We start from the raw sequence: 15,429 nt of genomic DNA, 5'->3' as shown, positions 1-15,429 counted from the left end.
GTGCCCGATATTCCCGGCGCGAAGCCTGTCCCGCTTTCTCAGCTCACCCGAGCGGAAGATCGGCTGACCTTCATCTATCTCGAACACAGCGTCGTCCATCGCGACGCGAACGCCATTACCGCCCACGACGCCCGCGGAACGGTTCACATACCGGCGGCGACACTCGGCGCACTGTTGCTCGGGCCCGGTACCACCGTGAGCCAGCAGGCCATGGTCCTGCTCGCCGAGAGCGGTTCCACGGCTGTCTGGGTGGGCGAGCATGGTGTCCGCTATTACGCCCACGGTCGTTCGCTGGCCCGTTCCTCCCGGCTGCTCGAAGCACAGGCCGCGTTGGTGTCCGACCGGCAATCCCGGCTTCACGTGGCCAGGCGGATGTATGCGATGCGCTTTCCCGACGACGACACGACCGGCTTGAGTATGCAACAACTCCGAGGTAAAGAAGGCGCTCGGGTGCGGCGCATTTACCGGGAGAATGCGAATCGCACCGGGATCGAATGGACGCGACGCGACTATGACAGCGCCGATTTTGACAGCGGAACCGTTGTCAATCAAGCACTTTCAGCAGCCAACACGAGTCTCTACGGTGTTGTCCACGCGGCGATAGTCGCGTTGGGATGCGCACCTGGTCTCGGGTTCGTCCACACCGGACATGTTCGGTCCTTTGTGTTCGACATCGCCGATCTCTACAAAGCCGATATCGCCATCCCGATCGCGTTCGACATAGCGACGGCGCAGCCCATGGACGTCGGGGCGGAAACGCGCAGGGCCGTTCGCGATTACCTGAGGCGGCACGCGTTCCTCGAACGTTGCGTCAGCGATGTCAAGGACCTCCTGCGGGGCGAGGACGAGGAGCCGGTCGAGTACGGCCCAGATGCGCTGGACGGGCCGGATGTCGTCATGCTGTGGGATTACGATGACGGAGAGGTCGAGGGCGGAGTGTCCTATCCGGAAGTACCCGACCTATGACCGTCATCGTCGTCGCCGCGTGTCCCACCGGCCTGCGTGGGCACCTCACGCGGTGGCTGCTGGAAATTTCGCCCGGTGTCTTTGTCGGCACGATCAACGCGCGGGTCCGTGAACTCGTGTGGGTCCGCGTCGTCGACATGGTCAAGAGCGGACGCGCGATCATGGTGTATTCCGCCAACAACGAGCAAGGTCTCGCCTTTTCCGTCCACCACCATAATTGGGAACCAGTGGATTTCGAGGGCGTCAACCTCATGCTCCGGCCCAACACCACGTCCGATGTGGACCAGAGTCCGGCCCCACGTCCGACCGGCTGGAGCACCGCCGCCCGGCGCCGGAAATTCGGGCGTTGACTCGGCTGGGACCGTTGCCCGGCAGGGATGGCCCGAGCAGGAGGGGCGATGTCGTCTGGGCACGGTCGCATTGACGTCGGCCATACCCCAAGGAAGATCAACTCAGTCACACATAATCGATTCAGGGCGAGGTAAAGTCGCTGGTCAGGAAGTGTCTTCCCCGCGCGAGCGGGGGTGTTCCCCACGACCATCAACACCGCTGTGTTGATCCAGCGTCTTCCCCGCGCGAGCGGGGGTGTTCCGGGATCACGGTGTCGCGCGATCATCAACCCATAGTCTTCCCCGCGCGAGCGGGGGTGTTCCCTCGGAGACGACCTTGAGGACGGCCATCTTCATGTCTTCCCCGCGCGAGCGGGGGTGTTCCTCGCTGCCGCGACGGAGGCTAGTCAGTGCCGGGGTCTTCCCCGCGCGAGCGGGGGTGTTCCGCCGCATGCCGTGCAGCACAGCCAGAAAAGCCCCGTCTTCCCCGCGCGAGCGGGGGTGTTCCGTACTTCGGGTTGGACCCTCTTGCGATCTACCTGTCTTCCCCGCGCGAGCGGGGGTGTTCCGGTCACAATCCCGGCATGGAGTTTGCTACCCGGGTCTTCCCCGCGCGAGCGGGGGTGTTCCCGCGTCACGCCGCGACCTCACGCACATCCAACCGTCTTCCCCGCGCGAGCGGGGGTGTTCCCTCCGGAGTCGCCTTACGCGGCAACTTGATATCGTCTTCCCCGCGCGAGCGGGGGTGTTCCGCCTCCTGTTCGGCGGCTACTCCGAAGGACAGGGTCTTCCCCGCGCGAGCGGGGGTGTTCCAGGTCGATCCTGACGGCGTACTTCCGCCGGATGGTCTTCCCCGCGCGAGCGGGGGTGTTCCGAAGCGCTCGGCCTGCGCCGGGTCCTTCTCCAGGTCTTCCCCGCGCGTGCGGGGGTTCCGGGCGTAGAACGCGTCGAGATCACCATGGACGGTGTCTTCCCCCGCGTGAGCGGGGTGTTGCCCGCCCGGAGCACCCGGGTCAACGGTGCATCCGTGTGGCGTCTTCCCCGCGCGAGTGGGACCAGGCCACCACGGCCTGACTCCGCGAGTCCCGCGCTCGTGCTCGCGAGTCCCCCGTTCAGGCCCCCGAGATCCGCACTCAGGTCGGCGAGATCCGCACTCGGCCCAGCGAGATCCGCAGTCACCGCACCACAGCCACGTGGAGGCGTTCCAAGGCGACCCGGGTGTGGTCTGAACACATCGCACGCGTTGCCAGCCAGCGCGTCTTCCCTGCGGGTGGCGCAGCCCAGCACCTCACCAAGACTCGCTACAGCGCACGTCTCAGCCTGGGAAACCCTCCCAGTACACCCGGTCCACTTCGGACAATCCTGCCAGGAGCCGGCCTAGCGATACGGCGGCCGCGCGACGGCATCCTGAGCCTCGGCCTGCTTCCGATGTCGTTTGCGAACCACCAGCGCGATCACGAGCAGCCGCAAGGGAATAATCACCCCGATCTTGTAGTGACCCTGGAACATGACCCGATACCGGCACCGCCCAACACAAACGGGAGAAACGCCAGACGACTACCCGGCCGCCGCGCAGAGTACGAGACGCCATGCCTCGCGGCTCACGCTCTCGCGCCGGACCGTACGACCGGCAGGACGAGCATCACGAGCGCGGCACCGATCCAGAGCACACTGGTGGTGGCGACGTGGTTGATCGCAAGGCCACCCGCTAGCGCGCCCAGCGCGATGGAGAGATTGAACGCGGCCGTGTTCAGCGACGACGCGGCCTCCGTCGACTCTCCCGCCGCCTTGATGATCCAGGTCTGGACGGTGACCGGCACCGCTCCGTAGCCGAGACCCCACAGTACGAGAATCGCGCCCGCGGTGAACGTGGTGAGTTCCACGACGGCGAGCAGGACCATGGCCGTGCCGAGCAGCACTCCGATACCCGTGACGGTCAGGCGAAGCCGGTTGCCGATCAGCGCACCGGCGAGGAAGTTGCCACAGATTCCGGCGACACCGAAGGCCAGCAGCAGCGCGCCGGTCGCCTTGGCCTCGACCCCGGCCTCACCCAGTATCGGTCTGAGGAACGTGTAGGCGAGGAAATGGCCGGTGATGACGAGAAACGTCACGGTGATTCCCTTTCGCACCCCGCGGTTGCCCGTGAACAGGTCGCGCAGGTCCACGAAACCGATCGTCCTCCTGGCTGGCAGCTTCGGCACCAGTAATACGACACAGGCGAGCGAGATCAGGCCGAGAACGCCGACGGCGGCAAACGCCGTCCGCCAGCCGCTGAGGTCGCCGAGGAACGTGCCCGCCGGAACGCCGAGGACCGACGCGGTCTCGACGCCGCCGAAAATCACCGCCGTGGCGCGGGGAACGTGCTTGGGCGGCACCAGCCGCAGCGCGATACCACCGGCAAGCGACCAGAATCCGCCGACGCTGATGCCGACGAGGAAACGCGCGACCAGCACAAGGGCGAAGCTCGTGGCGACACTGGAGACGAGGTTGGCCGCTCCGACGAGTCCGATGAGGACAGCCAGCACGACCCGCCGGTCCACGCGGCCGGTGGCCACGGTGACCAGCGGAGCCGACACAGCTGCCACGAGCCCGGGAATCGTCACCATCAATCCGGCGGTGCCCTCCGAAACACCGAGCGCGGAACCGACCGGCGTGAGCAGTCCTACCGGCAGCAGCTCCGAGGTCATCAGCGCGAAGATGCCGAGGGTCACCGCCAGGATGGCGAGCCAGCCCTTGACCGGCGAGTGCCCGCCGGTGGCGGGCAAGGATGTGTCGAGCGTGCTCACGGCTGCCTCTCTGAGAAAACGATGACCATCCGAAATGGACCGTCGGTGCCGGTGCCGCTACGGCGTTCCCGGTGTCTTGCGGGTGGTGACGTTCATGCGGTTCCAGGTATTGACGGTGAAGATCACGGCGATGAGCCGCGCGAGTTCGGCCTCGTCGAAGTGCTCGGCGGCCCTGTCGTAGACCTCGTCGGGAACACCGCCTGGCAGCAGCGTGACGTGTTCGGTCAGCGCGAGGGCCGCCCGCTCCCGCAGGGTGTAGACACCGGCTTCCTGCCACGCGCTGAGCTGGTAGATCCGTTCCTCCGTCTCACCCGCCTCGCGGGCGTCGGTGCTGTGGTAGTCGATGCAGTACGCGCAGCGGTTGAGTTGCGAGGCACGGATCTGGACCAGCTCGACGAGTACCGGGTCGAGGCCCTGCCTCGCGGCCGAGTCGAGGGCCAGCACGGCCTTGAGGATCTTGGGGGCGACAGCGGAGAAGTTCATGCGCTCAGGCACCTGGAAGGTTGTCATGGCTCGACACTATGGGCGAAAATGACCCCAACCATGGTTCATTCCAGCACTGAATGGATGGGTCAATTGGACGAGCAGGGCACGGACCTCCACCTTGAGCTCAGCGGTGAGGGAAGCATTCGCGCGCGCCTCATGCACGCGCTGCGCGAAGCCATCCGCTCCGGCCGCCTCGCTCCCGATACCCGGCTGCCGTCCTACCGCGGCCTCGCCCTCGACCTGGGCATCGCGCGCAACACCGTCGCCGCCGCCTATGCCGAGCTCGCCGAGGAGGGCTGGCTGACCTCCCGCCAGGGATCCGGCACCAGGGTCGCGCGGCGCGCGACCCCGCCGGAACCCGACACCACCCGGCGCGCGCGTCGACCGGCGCCCCGGAAAGCAGTCCACGACCTGCTTCCCAGCTCTCCGGATGCCGCCGCTTTTCCGCGTGCCGCTTGGCTTTCCTCAGCCCGCCGCGCGCTCACGGCCGCCCCGAACGACGCGTTCGGGGCCGGTGACCCGCGCGGCAGGCCCGAACTGCGGCAGGCGCTGGCGGAATACCTCGCGCGGGCACGGGGTGTGCGTACCGAGGCCGACCGGATCGTGGTGTGCTCGGGCTTCGCGCACGGGCTGAGGCTGCTGGCCAAGGTGCTCGGAGGTCCGATCGCGACGGAGTCCTACGGGCTGGCCTTCCACCGGTCGATCCTGAACGACGCGGGGGCCTCCACCGTCGCCCTGACGATCGACTCGCACGGCGCCAGGGTCGATGAACTGCCCGGCACGGGAGCGACCTCGGTCCTGCTCACCCCGGCACACCAGTACCCCACCGGCGGCCCGTTGCACCCGCGACGGCGCGCGGAGGTCATCGACTGGGCCCGCGCGACCGGCGGGCTGGTTCTTGAGGACGACTACGACGGCGAGTTCCGCTACGACCGGGAGCCGGTCGGCGCGGTGCAGGGCCTCGACCCCGGCCATGTCGTCTATCTCGGTTCGACGAGCAAAAGCCTCTCCCCCGCGCTGCGGCTGGGCTGGCTGGTGCTGCCGCCCGCGCTCGTCGGCGATGTGTTGCGGGCCAAGGGAGAGCGGGAGCTGTGGTCCGGCGTCGTCGATCAGCTCACGCTCGCCGACTTCCTCGCCAGCGGCGGCTACGACAAGCACCTGCGCCGGATGCGGCGAAGCTACCGGCGGCGCAGGGAACAGCTCGTCGGCACACTCGCCGAGCGCGCACCGCACATCGGTGTCAGCGGTATCGCGGCGGGACTGCACGCTGTCCTCGAACTCCCGCCCGGCACCGAGGAAACCGCGCTACGCGCCGCGCGACGACTCGGCATCGCGCTCGACGGGCTTGGCCCCTATCGCCACCCCGCCAGCACGATGCCACCACGCGACGGCGTGGTCATCGGCTATGCGACGCCACCAGAGCACGGATTCACCGCCGCGCTGGACGCGCTCTGCCTTGCCCTGCCCGATGGCTAACCCGCCTTTGCCTCCGGGGTGCAGCACGCGGCCGGAGCGGCACTATCGGTGCCATAGTCCTGGGAATCGGCCTTGACGGTGTAGACCTCCCATGGCTCTTGGCCAGGACCGTGCACCCACACCTTGTCCTGCACGGCATAGCAGCAGGTGGTGTCGTCCTCGGTGAGGGTGTCCAGTCCTTCACCGGTGAGCCGCTGGGTGGCCGCCTCGACCTCACCGGTGGAGCCGACCTCGACGCCGAGGTGATCCATGACGGTGGCCTGCCCCGGCTCGCCCTCAATCAGCACCAGCTTGAGCGCGGGATCCTCGATGGCGAAGTTGGCATAGCCGGGCCGCAGCTTCGAGGGCTCGACCCCGAACAGCTTCGTATAGAAGTCGATCGATGCGGCCAGGTCCCCCACTCGCAGGGCGATCTGCACACGAGACATTGACATCCTCCTTGGATAGATATTCATCTAAACAGCGAACGAGACTTAGATTGCCTTCTAGATAGATGAATGTCAATATAGGCGGCATGCCGAAGCAACTCCCGCTGACCGCGATCGACGCGTGCTGCTCCCCGCTGGCCAGGGAACCACTGTCAGCCGAGCAGGCCGCCGAGCTCTCGGGTTTGTTCAAGGCGATGGCGGACCCGGTCCGGCTTCGGTTGCTGTCGCTGATCGCCTCGCACTCCGGTGGCGAGGCGTGCGTCTGCGATCTGACCGACGCTTTCGACCTGAGCGGCCCCACGATCTCGCACCACCTCAAGGTGCTGCGGCAGTCCGGGCTGATCACCGGCGAGCGCAGGGGCACCTGGGTCTACTACCGCGTGCACCCCGAGGTGCTGGCCCGCCTCTCGGCCGTGCTGGTACCCGGCGAGCAGAACGTGCCGGCGTGACCACCACCGTCGCCAGGCAGCTCTCGAAGCTGGACCGGTTCCTTCCGGTGTGGATCGCCGCGGCCATGGCGGTCGGCCTGCTCGCGGGTCGGTCGATCCCCGGCCTGAGCACGGCGCTGAACGCGGTGAGCGTGGACGGGATCTCGCTGCCGATCGCGCTCGGGCTACTGGTGATGATGTACCCGCCGCTGGCGAAGGTCCGCTACGACCGGCTCGGTACGGTCACCGGCGACCGGCGCCTGCTGTGGTCCTCTCTGGTCCTCAACTGGGTCCTGGGACCGGCACTGATGTTCGCGCTGGCGTGGCTGATGCTTCCGGATCTGCCCGAGTACCGCACCGGCTTGATCATCGTCGGGCTCGCCCGCTGCATCGCGATGGTCATCATCTGGAACGACCTCGCCCTCGGCGACCGCGAGGCCGCCGCCGTACTCGTCGCGCTCAACTCGGTGTTCCAGGTCATCGCCTTCGGCCTGTTGGGCTGGTTCTACCTTTCGGTGCTGCCGGGCTGGCTCGGACTGGACACCACGACGTTGTCGGTGTCGGGCTGGCAGATCACCAAGAGCGTGCTGATCTTCCTCGGAATCCCGCTGCTGGCCGGATATCTCACGCGCCGCATCGGGGAACGCGCGCGAGGCCGCACATGGTACGAAACCACGTTCCTGCCCCGGATCGGACCGATCGCGCTGTACGGGTTGCTGTTCACCATCGTGGTCCTGTTCGCGTTGCAGGGCGAGCAGATCGTCGGCCGCCCACTCGACGTAGCGCGGATCGCGCTGCCACTGCTGACCTACTTCGGCCTCATGTGGGCAGGTTCCTACGCGCTGGGCCGCGCGCTCGAACTCAGCGACGAGCGGACCACCACGCTCGCGTTCACCGCGGCGGGCAACAACTTCGAGCTCGCCATCGCCGTCGCGATCGCCACTTTCGGTGCCACCAGCGGACAGGCACTGGCCGGGGTCGTCGGCCCGCTGATCGAGGTCCCGGTACTCGTCGCCCTCGTCTACGTCTCTCTTGCCCTGCGCCGCAGGGCCGCCGCGAGGAAGGTTTCCTGATGACCACACCGGAAGTGCTGTTCGTGTGCGTGCACAACGCGGGCCGCTCACAAATGGCAGCGGCCCTGCTCGACCATCACGCCGAGGGCCGGGTCGTCGTGCGCTCCGCTGGCTCCGCCCCCGCCGACGACATCAACCCCGCGGTCATCGAGGTCATGGGAGAAATCGGCATCGACCTGACCACGGCGTTCCCGAAACCACTGACCACCGACGCGGTGCGCGCGGCCGACGTCGTGATCACCATGGGCTGCGGCGACGCCTGCCCCGTCTACCCCGGCAAGCGCTACCTCGACTGGCGACTGGAGGACCCGGCCGGACTCACCGCCGAACAGATCCGCCCGATCAGGGACGACATCGACCGAAAAGTCCAGGAACTGCTCACGGACCTGCTCACCAGAAGCTGAACGCCAGCCACGCGAGCGCTGGCGCGACGGCGATCGAGATCAGTCCATAGGTGAGCAACTGCCGGAACAACCGTGGCCTCGCCGAGGGTTCGGCCGCGCCGAGGATCAGTCCTCCGGTGATGCCGAGCGGATTGATGTCGACCAGCACCGAGGCCAGCGCGATGGCCAGCACTCCGCCCACCGGGGAGACACCGGCCTCCACCAGCGGCGGCAGCAGCGGCATGGCCGTCACGAACACCGCGATGGAACTGGCGGCGAACGACGTGATGCCGGCGATGTAGCACAGCACGAGCAGGCTCAGTGCCGCTGAACCTTCGACCCGCAGCAGGTCGGAGATCTGCTCGAAAGCGCCGAGGTGCTGCATCAGGCCGACATAGGTGAGCAGGCCGCCGATCAACAGGACCACCGACCATGGGATCTTCGCCACCACCGCGCCCGGCTCCAGCCGCAGCACCAATTGCAGGACGAGAGCCCCGGTGATGCCGAGATAGCCGATGTTCATCTCGAACCCGACCGAGAGCACGACCACGGCGAGCAGGCAGAGCACGGTGAGCACCCTTGCGCTCTTCGTCGCCGGCACCGGCGCGGTACCGCTCTCCGGCGGCGGGTCCCCCGCGACCCTGCCACGAGGAACGGCACCGGTGCGCAAGCCGATGAGCAAGCACACCAGAGAAACGACGAGCCCGGTCAGCAACCCGCCGAGCAGAAAGGCCACCGGCGCCGAACCGGGAAGCTCGATGCCGAACTTCGCGCTGAGCTCGCGAGCGGTCACCCCGTAGACGGCCAGCGGCGAGAGCAGCCCGCTGATGATGCCGGTGATGCCGAGAACCGCCGCCACGAGCGGCGAGATGCCGTACCGCGCGGCCAGTCCCAGCGCGATCGGGGCGACGATGGCGGTCGCGGCCGCGGGCAGGGTGCCGACCGCGGTCAGCACGGCGCCGATCACGAACGGCACCAAAGGCACCAGCGCCAGCCTGCCGCCGACCAGCCGCAGCAACAGCCCGAGCAGCCAGTCGAGGGTCCCGTTCAGGTGGGCAACGGCGAACAGGGCGGTGACCCCGACGATGAGGACGAAGAAGTCGGCTGGGAAGAACCCGGTCACCTCGTCGGCGGGCACCCCCGCCGCGAGGCCCACGACGAAAGCCGCGGCCAGCGCACCCAGTCCGAGATCGAACGCGGGTATCAGGGTAGCCGCGAAGAGGGCGACCAGGACGATGATCGACACGACTGCCATAGTCATGTGCGGCTCCTTCTGCTCAGATCACACCGCGTTGGCGCAGCTTCTCGATCTCAGGGCCGGTCAGCCCACCGGCTTCGCGCAGCACCTCGGCGGTGTGCTCACCGAGCCCAGGCGCGCGGCCGCCGATCGTGGCCTCGAAACCGGAGAACCGGCCCGCCGGCGCCTGCATCGGCAGCCGGGGCTCACCCTCGCCGCGAGCGAGTTCGACCACCGAGCCACGCGCCCTGATGTGCGGGTCGGCCACGATGTCGGAAGCCGAATTCACCGGCCCCGCGGCCACTCCCGCCTCGACGAGCAGGGCCATCAACGGCTCCAGATCGTGCGCGGCGACGAACTCGGCGACCCTTGACTCGATCTCGTCCCTGTTCTCCAGCCGCGCGGTCATGGTGTCGTGCACGGCGAGATCCGGTGCGGCCATGACCGCGACCAGGCGCCGCCACATCTGCTCGGTCGAGGCGGGCAGGGCGAGCCAGCGGCCGTCGCGGGTGCGGTAGAGGCTGTTCGGGCTGATGTGCGGATTCCGGTTGCCCTGCCGTTCACGACTTCGGCCGGTCACGCCGTACTCGACGACGAAGTCCTCCATCATGCGCAACAACGGCTCGTAGAGGGGAATGTCGGCCAGTTGCGCTTCACCGGTGTGGTCCCGCTGCCGCAGCGCGAGCATCGCCGCGAACGCCGCGTAGATGCCGGTGACGCCGTCGGCGACCGGATAGCCCGCGAACACCGGGGGCCGTTCCGGATCGCCGGTGCGGTAGGTCAGTCCGGCGAACGCCTCGGCCACGCGGGCGAAACCGGGCCGGTCGGCGTAGGGGCCGGTGCGGCCGAACGCGCTCACGTGCACCATCACCAGATCCGGCCGGTAGGCACGCAGGTCGTCGAAGTCGATGCGAAACCGGCGCAGCGTCGCGGGACGGAAGTTGGTCACCACGACCTCGGCGGTCGCGGCGAGCTTTCCGACCAGCGCCGCCGCCTCGGGCGCGTGCAGATCGATCGTGACGCTTCGCTTGGTACGGCCCAGCATCGCCCACGCCTCGGAGACGCCGTCGTCGGCCAGCGGCGGATAGCGTCGCGCCGGGTCGCCCTCCCCCGGCTGCTCGATCTTGATCACCTCGGCGCCGAATTCGCCGAGCAGCGAGGACGCCAGCGGGCCTGCCAGGATCGTCGACACGTCCAGCACCCGCACCCCGCTCAGTGGGCCAACGGTCACCAGGTATTCCTTTCACCTCGGGAAGCCTTTTCCAGTCGGCACAGCATGTCCTGACCCGTGAGCGGGAAGGAAGAAGTGATCGGAACTTACGGGTGAAAGGTTTTGCCTTTATGTTTGTCCGGTGCGGGTTGAGCGAGTGCGGTATTTCCTGGCCGCCATCGAGACCGGGTCGCTGCGGGCCGCGGCGGCCCGCTGCGAGGTCAGCCAGCCGAGCGTCGGCCAGCAGATCGCCGCGCTGGAAGAAGAACTCGACGTGGTGCTGCTGACGCGCGGCAAGCACGGCGTGCGGCCGACGGCGGCGGGCCAGGCACTGCTCGAACCGCTACGACGGCTCGTCGCGGCCGAGGAGGAGCTGCGCGAATCGGCCATGGCCGCCGACGGCGCCTATCACGGCAAAGTCCGGATCGGGGCGGTCTCGGTGACAGCGGAGACCATCGTCGCGCCGGTCGTGGGCAGGCTGCGCGAGCGGCACGCGGGCCTGCGGTTCACCGTGCGCGAAGGGGGTTCAGCCGAGGTCGAGCGCGCCGTGCTCGACGGCGAACTGGATTTCGCGGTCGTGACCGTTCCGGTGAGTCCCGCCGCGCCTGGCCTGCGGCGCGTGCCGCTCGTCTCGGCACCGATGGGAATCTACGCGCCCGGCGATCACCCGCTCGCCGGGCGCGAGCACCTGTACTGGCGCGACCTGGAGACCTGGCCGATCGTCACCATGCGCAACGGCACCACGCTGTGGGAGTTGCTGCACCAGCAGGTGAGCAATCCCGACATCGTCGTCGAGGCGATGTCGGCACGCAGCCTCAAGGTGATGGTCGCAGAGAGCGCGGGTCTCGGCGTCCTCGCCAAGTTCGAGACCTCTGCCGACATCCCGGGTCTGGTGTGGATTCCGCTGCGCGACGCTGCGCCCGTGCGGATCTGCCTCACCCGCCGCAAGCACACGCGGCCCTCAAGGGCGGCGAACATCGTCGCTCAGCTCATCCGCGCCAAGGCGGAAGAGCTGAGCGCCTAGCGCTTCCCCTGTCAGGCGCCGTCGCCGAGCGAGGTCCCGATCTCGGACAGTGCTTTTTGGACGATGTCGGCGGGTAGTTCCCGTGGGGTGATGTTCCTGCGCGCGCATTCGGCGGCGGCGATTCCGGCCGCTTGCGCCGTGATCGCGCACGCGGGCGTGTTACGGGTCGAGGCGAACGCGCCGGAGTCGACGGAAAGGCAGCGGCCCGCGATCAGCAAGCCCTCGACACCACGAGGCAGCAGGCAGCGATAGGGAATTCCGTATCCGCTGTTGACGCCGATCATGGCGCCGCCCTCACCGCCCGGCTCGTGAATGTCCAGTGGGGCGTTGGACAATCCGATGGCGTCGGCGAACCGGGCTTCCGAGCGCACGTCGTTTTCGGTGAGCACGTAGTCGCCCTCGATGCGACGGGTTTCGCGAACACCGAGAACCGGCGCGACATCGAGGAAGATCGCCGATTCCATGCCGCGCACGTATTTCCGCAGGAAGTCGAACGCGCAATAGGCTTGCTTGCGCACCTCGATGGCAGCCTTGGTGCGGGTCCACGGATCGAGCGCGTTGCCCTGGACCCTGGTCGCGTTCACATTGAGCTCGCCAGGCAGCAGCCCGGCTTTCATGTGCAGGTGAGTCTTGGGAATGATCCAGTCGAACCCGTCCGCTCGGGCGTCGGCGATGCGCTGCTCGAAGCCCGCCATGTAGAACTTGAGCACGTAGTCGTCGTTGTTCTGGTCGGCGCCGTCGGGGATCACCAGCTCGCGCATGTCGGCGGGATGGTCACGGCAATCCTGAGCCAGTTCGGAGAACCGGACGTTCAGGATCCGGAAGTAGCTCGTCATCGGCTGCACGTGCCCGTCTTCCGGGCGGCCGTACATGAAATCGACCCCCGCCAGCGCGGCGAGGTCACCGTCGCCGCTCGCGTCGATCACCGTCGTCGCGGTGGCCAACTGTGGTCCGGCCTTGGTGTGCAGTTCGATCCCGCGAACCCGGTCGCCCTCCTTGATCGCACCGGTGACGTGGGCGAAGAGCAGGACCTCGACTCCGGCCTCCTCGATGGTCTCGATGATGACCCGCTGCATCACCTCGGTGTCGAAAACCCCGCTGTAGGTGCCCCAGTGGGAGGCTTGGACATTGGGATCGGCGCCGCCGTATGCCGCGGCGCGCTCGATCAATTCGAGATACACGCCTGGTTGCACGATGCCGGTCGGCTTGGTGAGCCTGCCACCGGTGATCAGGCCCCCCAGTATTCCGCTGCTTTCCACGAGCAATACGCGGGCTCCGGCGCGGGCCGCGGCGACGGAGGCGACGATTCCGGTTACTCCCGCACCTACGACGATGGTGTCGTAGTCACCAAGATGTTCCATGGTTCCTCTCTCTGTAGCCGATAGAGCCGACGTCTGTCCGAAATGGATACTCGCGAACCGCTCCCCCACCGAGTCGGCACCGGGGTTGACTCAACCGCCTACTGGTATACCATACGACGATGTTGGTATACCACCCTTGGTGGAGGGCGCGATGACCTCGCGGGAACGCGACGACAACGGCGGTACGCGCAAATACGAGGCGATCCGCCAGGAGCTGCGAGCACGGATCTTGAGCGGCCGCTACCAGCCTGGCGACCCCATTCCGGAACGCGTGGTCGCCGACGAACTCGCGGTGAGCCGGGTACCGGTCCGCGAGGCGCTGCGGCAACTCGAACGCGACGGCCTCGTCTCGATCATCGCCCAGCGCGGCGCGCACGTGCGCGAGTTCAGCGCCGAGAACATGCAAAGCCTTTACCAGGCACGCGAAGCACTGGAGGGAATGGCGGCACGGCTGGCCGCCGAACGGGTCGGCGAAACCTACCTCGCCCCCTTCATGGAGAAGTTCACCGGCCTCGCCGACGGATCGATCGACATGGACCCCACGGAGGCGGCCGAACTGGGCAACGAGTTCCACGAGGCCATCGCCAGAGGCAGCAGGAACGCCTCCGTCATCGAACTGCTCGCGACCATCCACGATCGCGTGCGGCTGTGCCGTCGCCTCGCCTACGGGCACGCGTCACCAGCTTGGTCGCGGCGAGCGGCCGAAGAGCACCTCGCCATCGCCACCGCCATCAGTGACGGCGATGCCGATCTCGCCGAACGCGCCATGCGCGAGCACGTGTCGACCTGGGCCCGCTTCCTGCAATCGCGTCTGGCAGGCGACAGCCCGCGCCCCGACTTCACCGAGGCGGGCTGACCGCTTCGAACCCACCCGCGGATATCCGGCGAACACACTCAACGAGGAGTAGTGATCCAGCGTGATAGCCCCTGAAACACAAACCGGTGTGGCCCCAGTACCTCAAGGTGTAAGAGGCTATCTGCGCGCATTGGGACCCGGCATCGTGATGGCACTGGCATGGATGAGCGCGGGTGACCTCGTCTCGTCGTCGGTGTCCGGCGCCGACTACGGCTACGCGCTGATGTGGGCGCTGGTTCTGTCCCTGCTCGCGCGCTACGTTTTCGTTTCCGCGATCGCCAAGTACGTCTTGTGCAACAACAGTTCGAGCAGCTCCATCATGGCTGGGTTCGCCAGGATCTGGCGGCCGCTCCCGGCCATCGTGGGGCTCTGCGCGTTCGTCCTCGGCTTCGGGTACGCGACCTACATCATCAAGGGCGCCGGTACCGCCTTCTACAATCTGATCGGCAGGCCAGGCGATTCCGAATGGGGCGTCTTCTATTCCGCGGCGGCACTCGTCGGCGTCACGCTGGTACTGCTGTTCAAACACCGGCAGTACGCGACGTTCGAGTTCATCGCCCGTGCCGCCGCCGTCATCCTGGTGTGCAGTTTCGGCTCCGTCGCGCTGATCCAGGGGTTCGACCCGGTGAACTTCCTTGAGGGACTGACCTTCCAGGTGCCGGAAACGACCGGCGGCATCGAGAGCGTCGTCATCGTGGCCGCGCTGATCGGCGGGGTCGGCGGGTCGACGACCAACCTGATGTACAACTACTTCCTACAGGACAAGGGCTGGCTGACCCCACGGCATCGCAAGATCCAGCTGGTGGACCTCGGCGTCGGCATGCTCGTGATCCTCGTCATCAACCTCGCGATCTGGGTGACGGCCGCGGAAACGAGTGTCGCGGGCAGCGCGCTCGACGACGTGAACGCCCTCGCGATGCTGCTGGGCAGCACGATCGGCCCGATAGGGCAGGTTCTGTTCTGGCTCGGCCTGTTCTTCATCACCTTCACCACGTTCCCCGCGTATTCCTACGGTCAGACGAAGCTGCTGATGGACGGGGTGGCCAACACCTTCCGCGCCCGCGGAGCCGAGTCCGAAGTGGCCAGTGAGGATTTCGAGAAGAAGCCGGCTTTCCGCTGGCTTCAGGGAGTTTTCCTGCTGGTGCTCCCGCTGACCTTCTCCCTGCCCGTCATGCCGTCCTTTGTAGAACTCACGATCCTGGTCAACGCGCTTGCCGCGCTCGCGGGACCGGTCATCATCGTCGGCATCTTCGTGCTGACCACGAGCAAGAAGTACATGCAGCGGCGATACGTCAACCGGTGGTGGGAGACCGTGGCGCTGCTCGTCGTCGGGGGCGTCGGCCTCTGGGCTTCCTACCAGGCCATCGCCGGAATACTGTGACCGGC

Annotated in this window: 16 protein-coding genes and 1 CRISPR repeat array; of the genes, 9 read left to right on the top strand and 7 right to left on the bottom strand. The window is 67.3% G+C overall.

Annotation, left to right across the window (positions count from 1 at the left end):
• Both cas1e and cas2e read left to right on the top strand, forming a co-directional pair.
• Entirely contained in the window at window positions 1-966 is a 966-nt protein-coding gene (gene cas1e / locus BAY61_RS10080) for a type I-E CRISPR-associated endonuclease Cas1e (RefSeq protein ID WP_091795486.1), read from the top strand.
• Window positions 963-1,316, top strand: a complete 354-nt coding sequence (gene cas2e / locus BAY61_RS10075) for a type I-E CRISPR-associated endoribonuclease Cas2e (RefSeq protein WP_091795484.1) — start codon at window positions 963-965, stop codon at window positions 1,314-1,316. The genes cas1e and cas2e overlap by 4 nt, the downstream gene beginning before the upstream one ends.
• Before the next feature lie 153 nt (window positions 1,317-1,469).
• Window positions 1,470-2,169: a CRISPR direct-repeat array (repeat unit 28 nt; unit sequence GTCTTCCCCGCGCGAGCGGGGGTGTTCC).
• A gap of 503 nt (window positions 2,170-2,672) precedes the next feature.
• On the opposite strand, the gene BAY61_RS33770 is transcribed toward cas2e, so the two are convergent.
• From BAY61_RS33770 to BAY61_RS10065, 3 genes are all read right to left on the bottom strand, one after another.
• The gene (locus BAY61_RS33770) at window positions 2,673-2,804 is read right to left on the bottom strand and encodes a hypothetical protein (RefSeq protein ID WP_256327925.1); all 132 of its coding nucleotides are present in this window, start codon (window positions 2,802-2,804) and stop codon (window positions 2,673-2,675) included.
• Between the two features lie 92 nt (window positions 2,805-2,896).
• Complete coding sequence (locus tag BAY61_RS10070; protein WP_091795481.1) at window positions 2,897-4,081, bottom strand: MFS transporter; 1,185 nt, start codon at window positions 4,079-4,081, stop codon at window positions 2,897-2,899.
• 57 nt (window positions 4,082-4,138) lie between these two features.
• Window positions 4,139-4,591 carry a carboxymuconolactone decarboxylase family protein gene (locus tag BAY61_RS10065; RefSeq protein ID WP_176879472.1) on the bottom strand — a complete coding sequence of 151 codons (453 nt, stop codon included), beginning with the start codon at window positions 4,589-4,591 and terminating at the stop codon, window positions 4,139-4,141.
• Between the two features lie 57 nt (window positions 4,592-4,648).
• Here BAY61_RS10065 and pdxR point away from each other — a divergent pair, with 57 nt between their 5' ends.
• Window positions 4,649-6,043 carry a MocR-like pyridoxine biosynthesis transcription factor PdxR gene (gene pdxR / locus BAY61_RS10060; RefSeq protein ID WP_211323444.1) on the top strand — a complete coding sequence of 465 codons (1,395 nt, stop codon included), beginning with the start codon at window positions 4,649-4,651 and terminating at the stop codon, window positions 6,041-6,043.
• Here the strand turns inward: pdxR and BAY61_RS10055 are convergent.
• Window positions 6,040-6,471 (bottom strand): ArsI/CadI family heavy metal resistance metalloenzyme, encoded by a 432-nt coding sequence (locus tag BAY61_RS10055; protein ID WP_091795478.1) that lies wholly within the window; start codon window positions 6,469-6,471, stop codon window positions 6,040-6,042. The genes pdxR and BAY61_RS10055 overlap by 4 nt on opposite strands.
• Before the next feature lie 86 nt (window positions 6,472-6,557).
• Between BAY61_RS10055 and BAY61_RS10050 the strand changes: the two genes are divergently transcribed.
• From BAY61_RS10050 to BAY61_RS10040, 3 genes are read left to right on the top strand one after another with little or no spacing between them, the layout of a single operon-like run.
• Window positions 6,558-6,920, top strand: a complete 363-nt coding sequence (locus BAY61_RS10050) for an ArsR/SmtB family transcription factor (protein ID WP_091795475.1) — start codon at window positions 6,558-6,560, stop codon at window positions 6,918-6,920.
• On the top strand, window positions 6,917-7,972 hold the full coding sequence (arsB, locus tag BAY61_RS10045) for an ACR3 family arsenite efflux transporter (protein WP_091795471.1): 1,056 nt from the start codon (window positions 6,917-6,919) through the stop codon (window positions 7,970-7,972). The genes BAY61_RS10050 and arsB overlap by 4 nt, the downstream gene beginning before the upstream one ends.
• Window positions 7,972-8,376, top strand: a complete 405-nt coding sequence (locus BAY61_RS10040; protein WP_091795468.1) for an arsenate reductase ArsC — start codon at window positions 7,972-7,974, stop codon at window positions 8,374-8,376. Before arsB ends, BAY61_RS10040 begins: the two co-directional genes overlap by 1 nt.
• Here the strand turns inward: BAY61_RS10040 and BAY61_RS10035 are convergent.
• Both BAY61_RS10035 and BAY61_RS10030 read right to left on the bottom strand, forming a co-directional pair.
• Window positions 8,363-9,616: an SLC13 family permease gene (locus BAY61_RS10035; RefSeq protein ID WP_091795465.1), complete on the bottom strand. Its 1,254-nt coding sequence runs from the start codon at window positions 9,614-9,616 to the stop codon at window positions 8,363-8,365. The two genes, BAY61_RS10040 and BAY61_RS10035, sit on opposite strands and share 14 nt — an antisense overlap.
• 16 nt (window positions 9,617-9,632) lie before the next feature.
• Window positions 9,633-10,823 carry a CaiB/BaiF CoA transferase family protein gene (locus BAY61_RS10030; RefSeq protein ID WP_170140048.1) on the bottom strand — a complete coding sequence of 397 codons (1,191 nt, stop codon included), beginning with the start codon at window positions 10,821-10,823 and terminating at the stop codon, window positions 9,633-9,635.
• 121 nt (window positions 10,824-10,944) lie between these two features.
• Here BAY61_RS10030 and BAY61_RS10025 point away from each other — a divergent pair, with 121 nt between their 5' ends.
• Window positions 10,945-11,826 carry a LysR family transcriptional regulator gene (locus BAY61_RS10025; RefSeq protein ID WP_091795458.1) on the top strand — a complete coding sequence of 294 codons (882 nt, stop codon included), beginning with the start codon at window positions 10,945-10,947 and terminating at the stop codon, window positions 11,824-11,826.
• Window positions 11,827-11,837: 11 nt separating this feature from the next.
• Here BAY61_RS10025 and BAY61_RS10020 read toward each other — a convergent pair whose 3' ends face one another.
• The gene (locus BAY61_RS10020; protein ID WP_091795456.1) at window positions 11,838-13,187 is read right to left on the bottom strand and encodes an FAD-dependent oxidoreductase; all 1,350 of its coding nucleotides are present in this window, start codon (window positions 13,185-13,187) and stop codon (window positions 11,838-11,840) included.
• Window positions 13,188-13,338: 151 nt separating this feature from the next.
• Here BAY61_RS10020 and BAY61_RS10015 point away from each other — a divergent pair, with 151 nt between their 5' ends.
• Window positions 13,339-14,043 carry a GntR family transcriptional regulator gene (locus tag BAY61_RS10015; protein ID WP_170140049.1) on the top strand — a complete coding sequence of 235 codons (705 nt, stop codon included), beginning with the start codon at window positions 13,339-13,341 and terminating at the stop codon, window positions 14,041-14,043.
• Window positions 14,044-14,104: 61 nt separating this feature from the next.
• Window positions 14,105-15,424: an Nramp family divalent metal transporter gene (locus BAY61_RS10010; protein WP_338061446.1), complete on the top strand. Its 1,320-nt coding sequence runs from the start codon at window positions 14,105-14,107 to the stop codon at window positions 15,422-15,424.
• The last annotated feature ends 5 nt before the right edge of the window (window positions 15,425-15,429 follow it).

The organism is Prauserella marina (genome assembly GCF_002240355.1).
GTDB classification, from domain to species: Bacteria; Actinomycetota; Actinomycetes; order Mycobacteriales; family Pseudonocardiaceae; genus Prauserella_A; species Prauserella_A marina.
Note: the sequence above shows the minus strand (reverse complement) of the source record. Positions and strands in the feature narration are given on the sequence as shown.

Bases quoted from the DNA above. Each gene is read 5' to 3' on its own strand.
- cas2e (WP_091795484.1), top strand. From the start codon at position 963: ATGACCGTCATCGTCGTCGCCGCGTGTCCCACCGGCCTGCGTGGGCAC.
- BAY61_RS33770 (WP_256327925.1), bottom strand. From the start codon at position 2,804: ATGTTCCAGGGTCACTACAAGATCGGGGTGATTATTCCCTTGCGGCTG.
- BAY61_RS10065 (WP_176879472.1), bottom strand. From the start codon at position 4,591: ATGACAACCTTCCAGGTGCCTGAGCGCATGAACTTCTCCGCTGTCGCC.
- pdxR (WP_211323444.1), top strand. From the start codon at position 4,649: ATGGGTCAATTGGACGAGCAGGGCACGGACCTCCACCTTGAGCTCAGC.
- BAY61_RS10055 (WP_091795478.1), bottom strand. From the start codon at position 6,471: ATGTCTCGTGTGCAGATCGCCCTGCGAGTGGGGGACCTGGCCGCATCG.
- BAY61_RS10050 (WP_091795475.1), top strand. From the start codon at position 6,558: ATGCCGAAGCAACTCCCGCTGACCGCGATCGACGCGTGCTGCTCCCCG.
- BAY61_RS10040 (WP_091795468.1), top strand. From the start codon at position 7,972: ATGACCACACCGGAAGTGCTGTTCGTGTGCGTGCACAACGCGGGCCGC.
- BAY61_RS10035 (WP_091795465.1), bottom strand. From the start codon at position 9,616: ATGACTATGGCAGTCGTGTCGATCATCGTCCTGGTCGCCCTCTTCGCG.
- BAY61_RS10020 (WP_091795456.1), bottom strand. From the start codon at position 13,187: ATGGAACATCTTGGTGACTACGACACCATCGTCGTAGGTGCGGGAGTA.
- BAY61_RS10015 (WP_170140049.1), top strand. From the start codon at position 13,339: ATGACCTCGCGGGAACGCGACGACAACGGCGGTACGCGCAAATACGAG.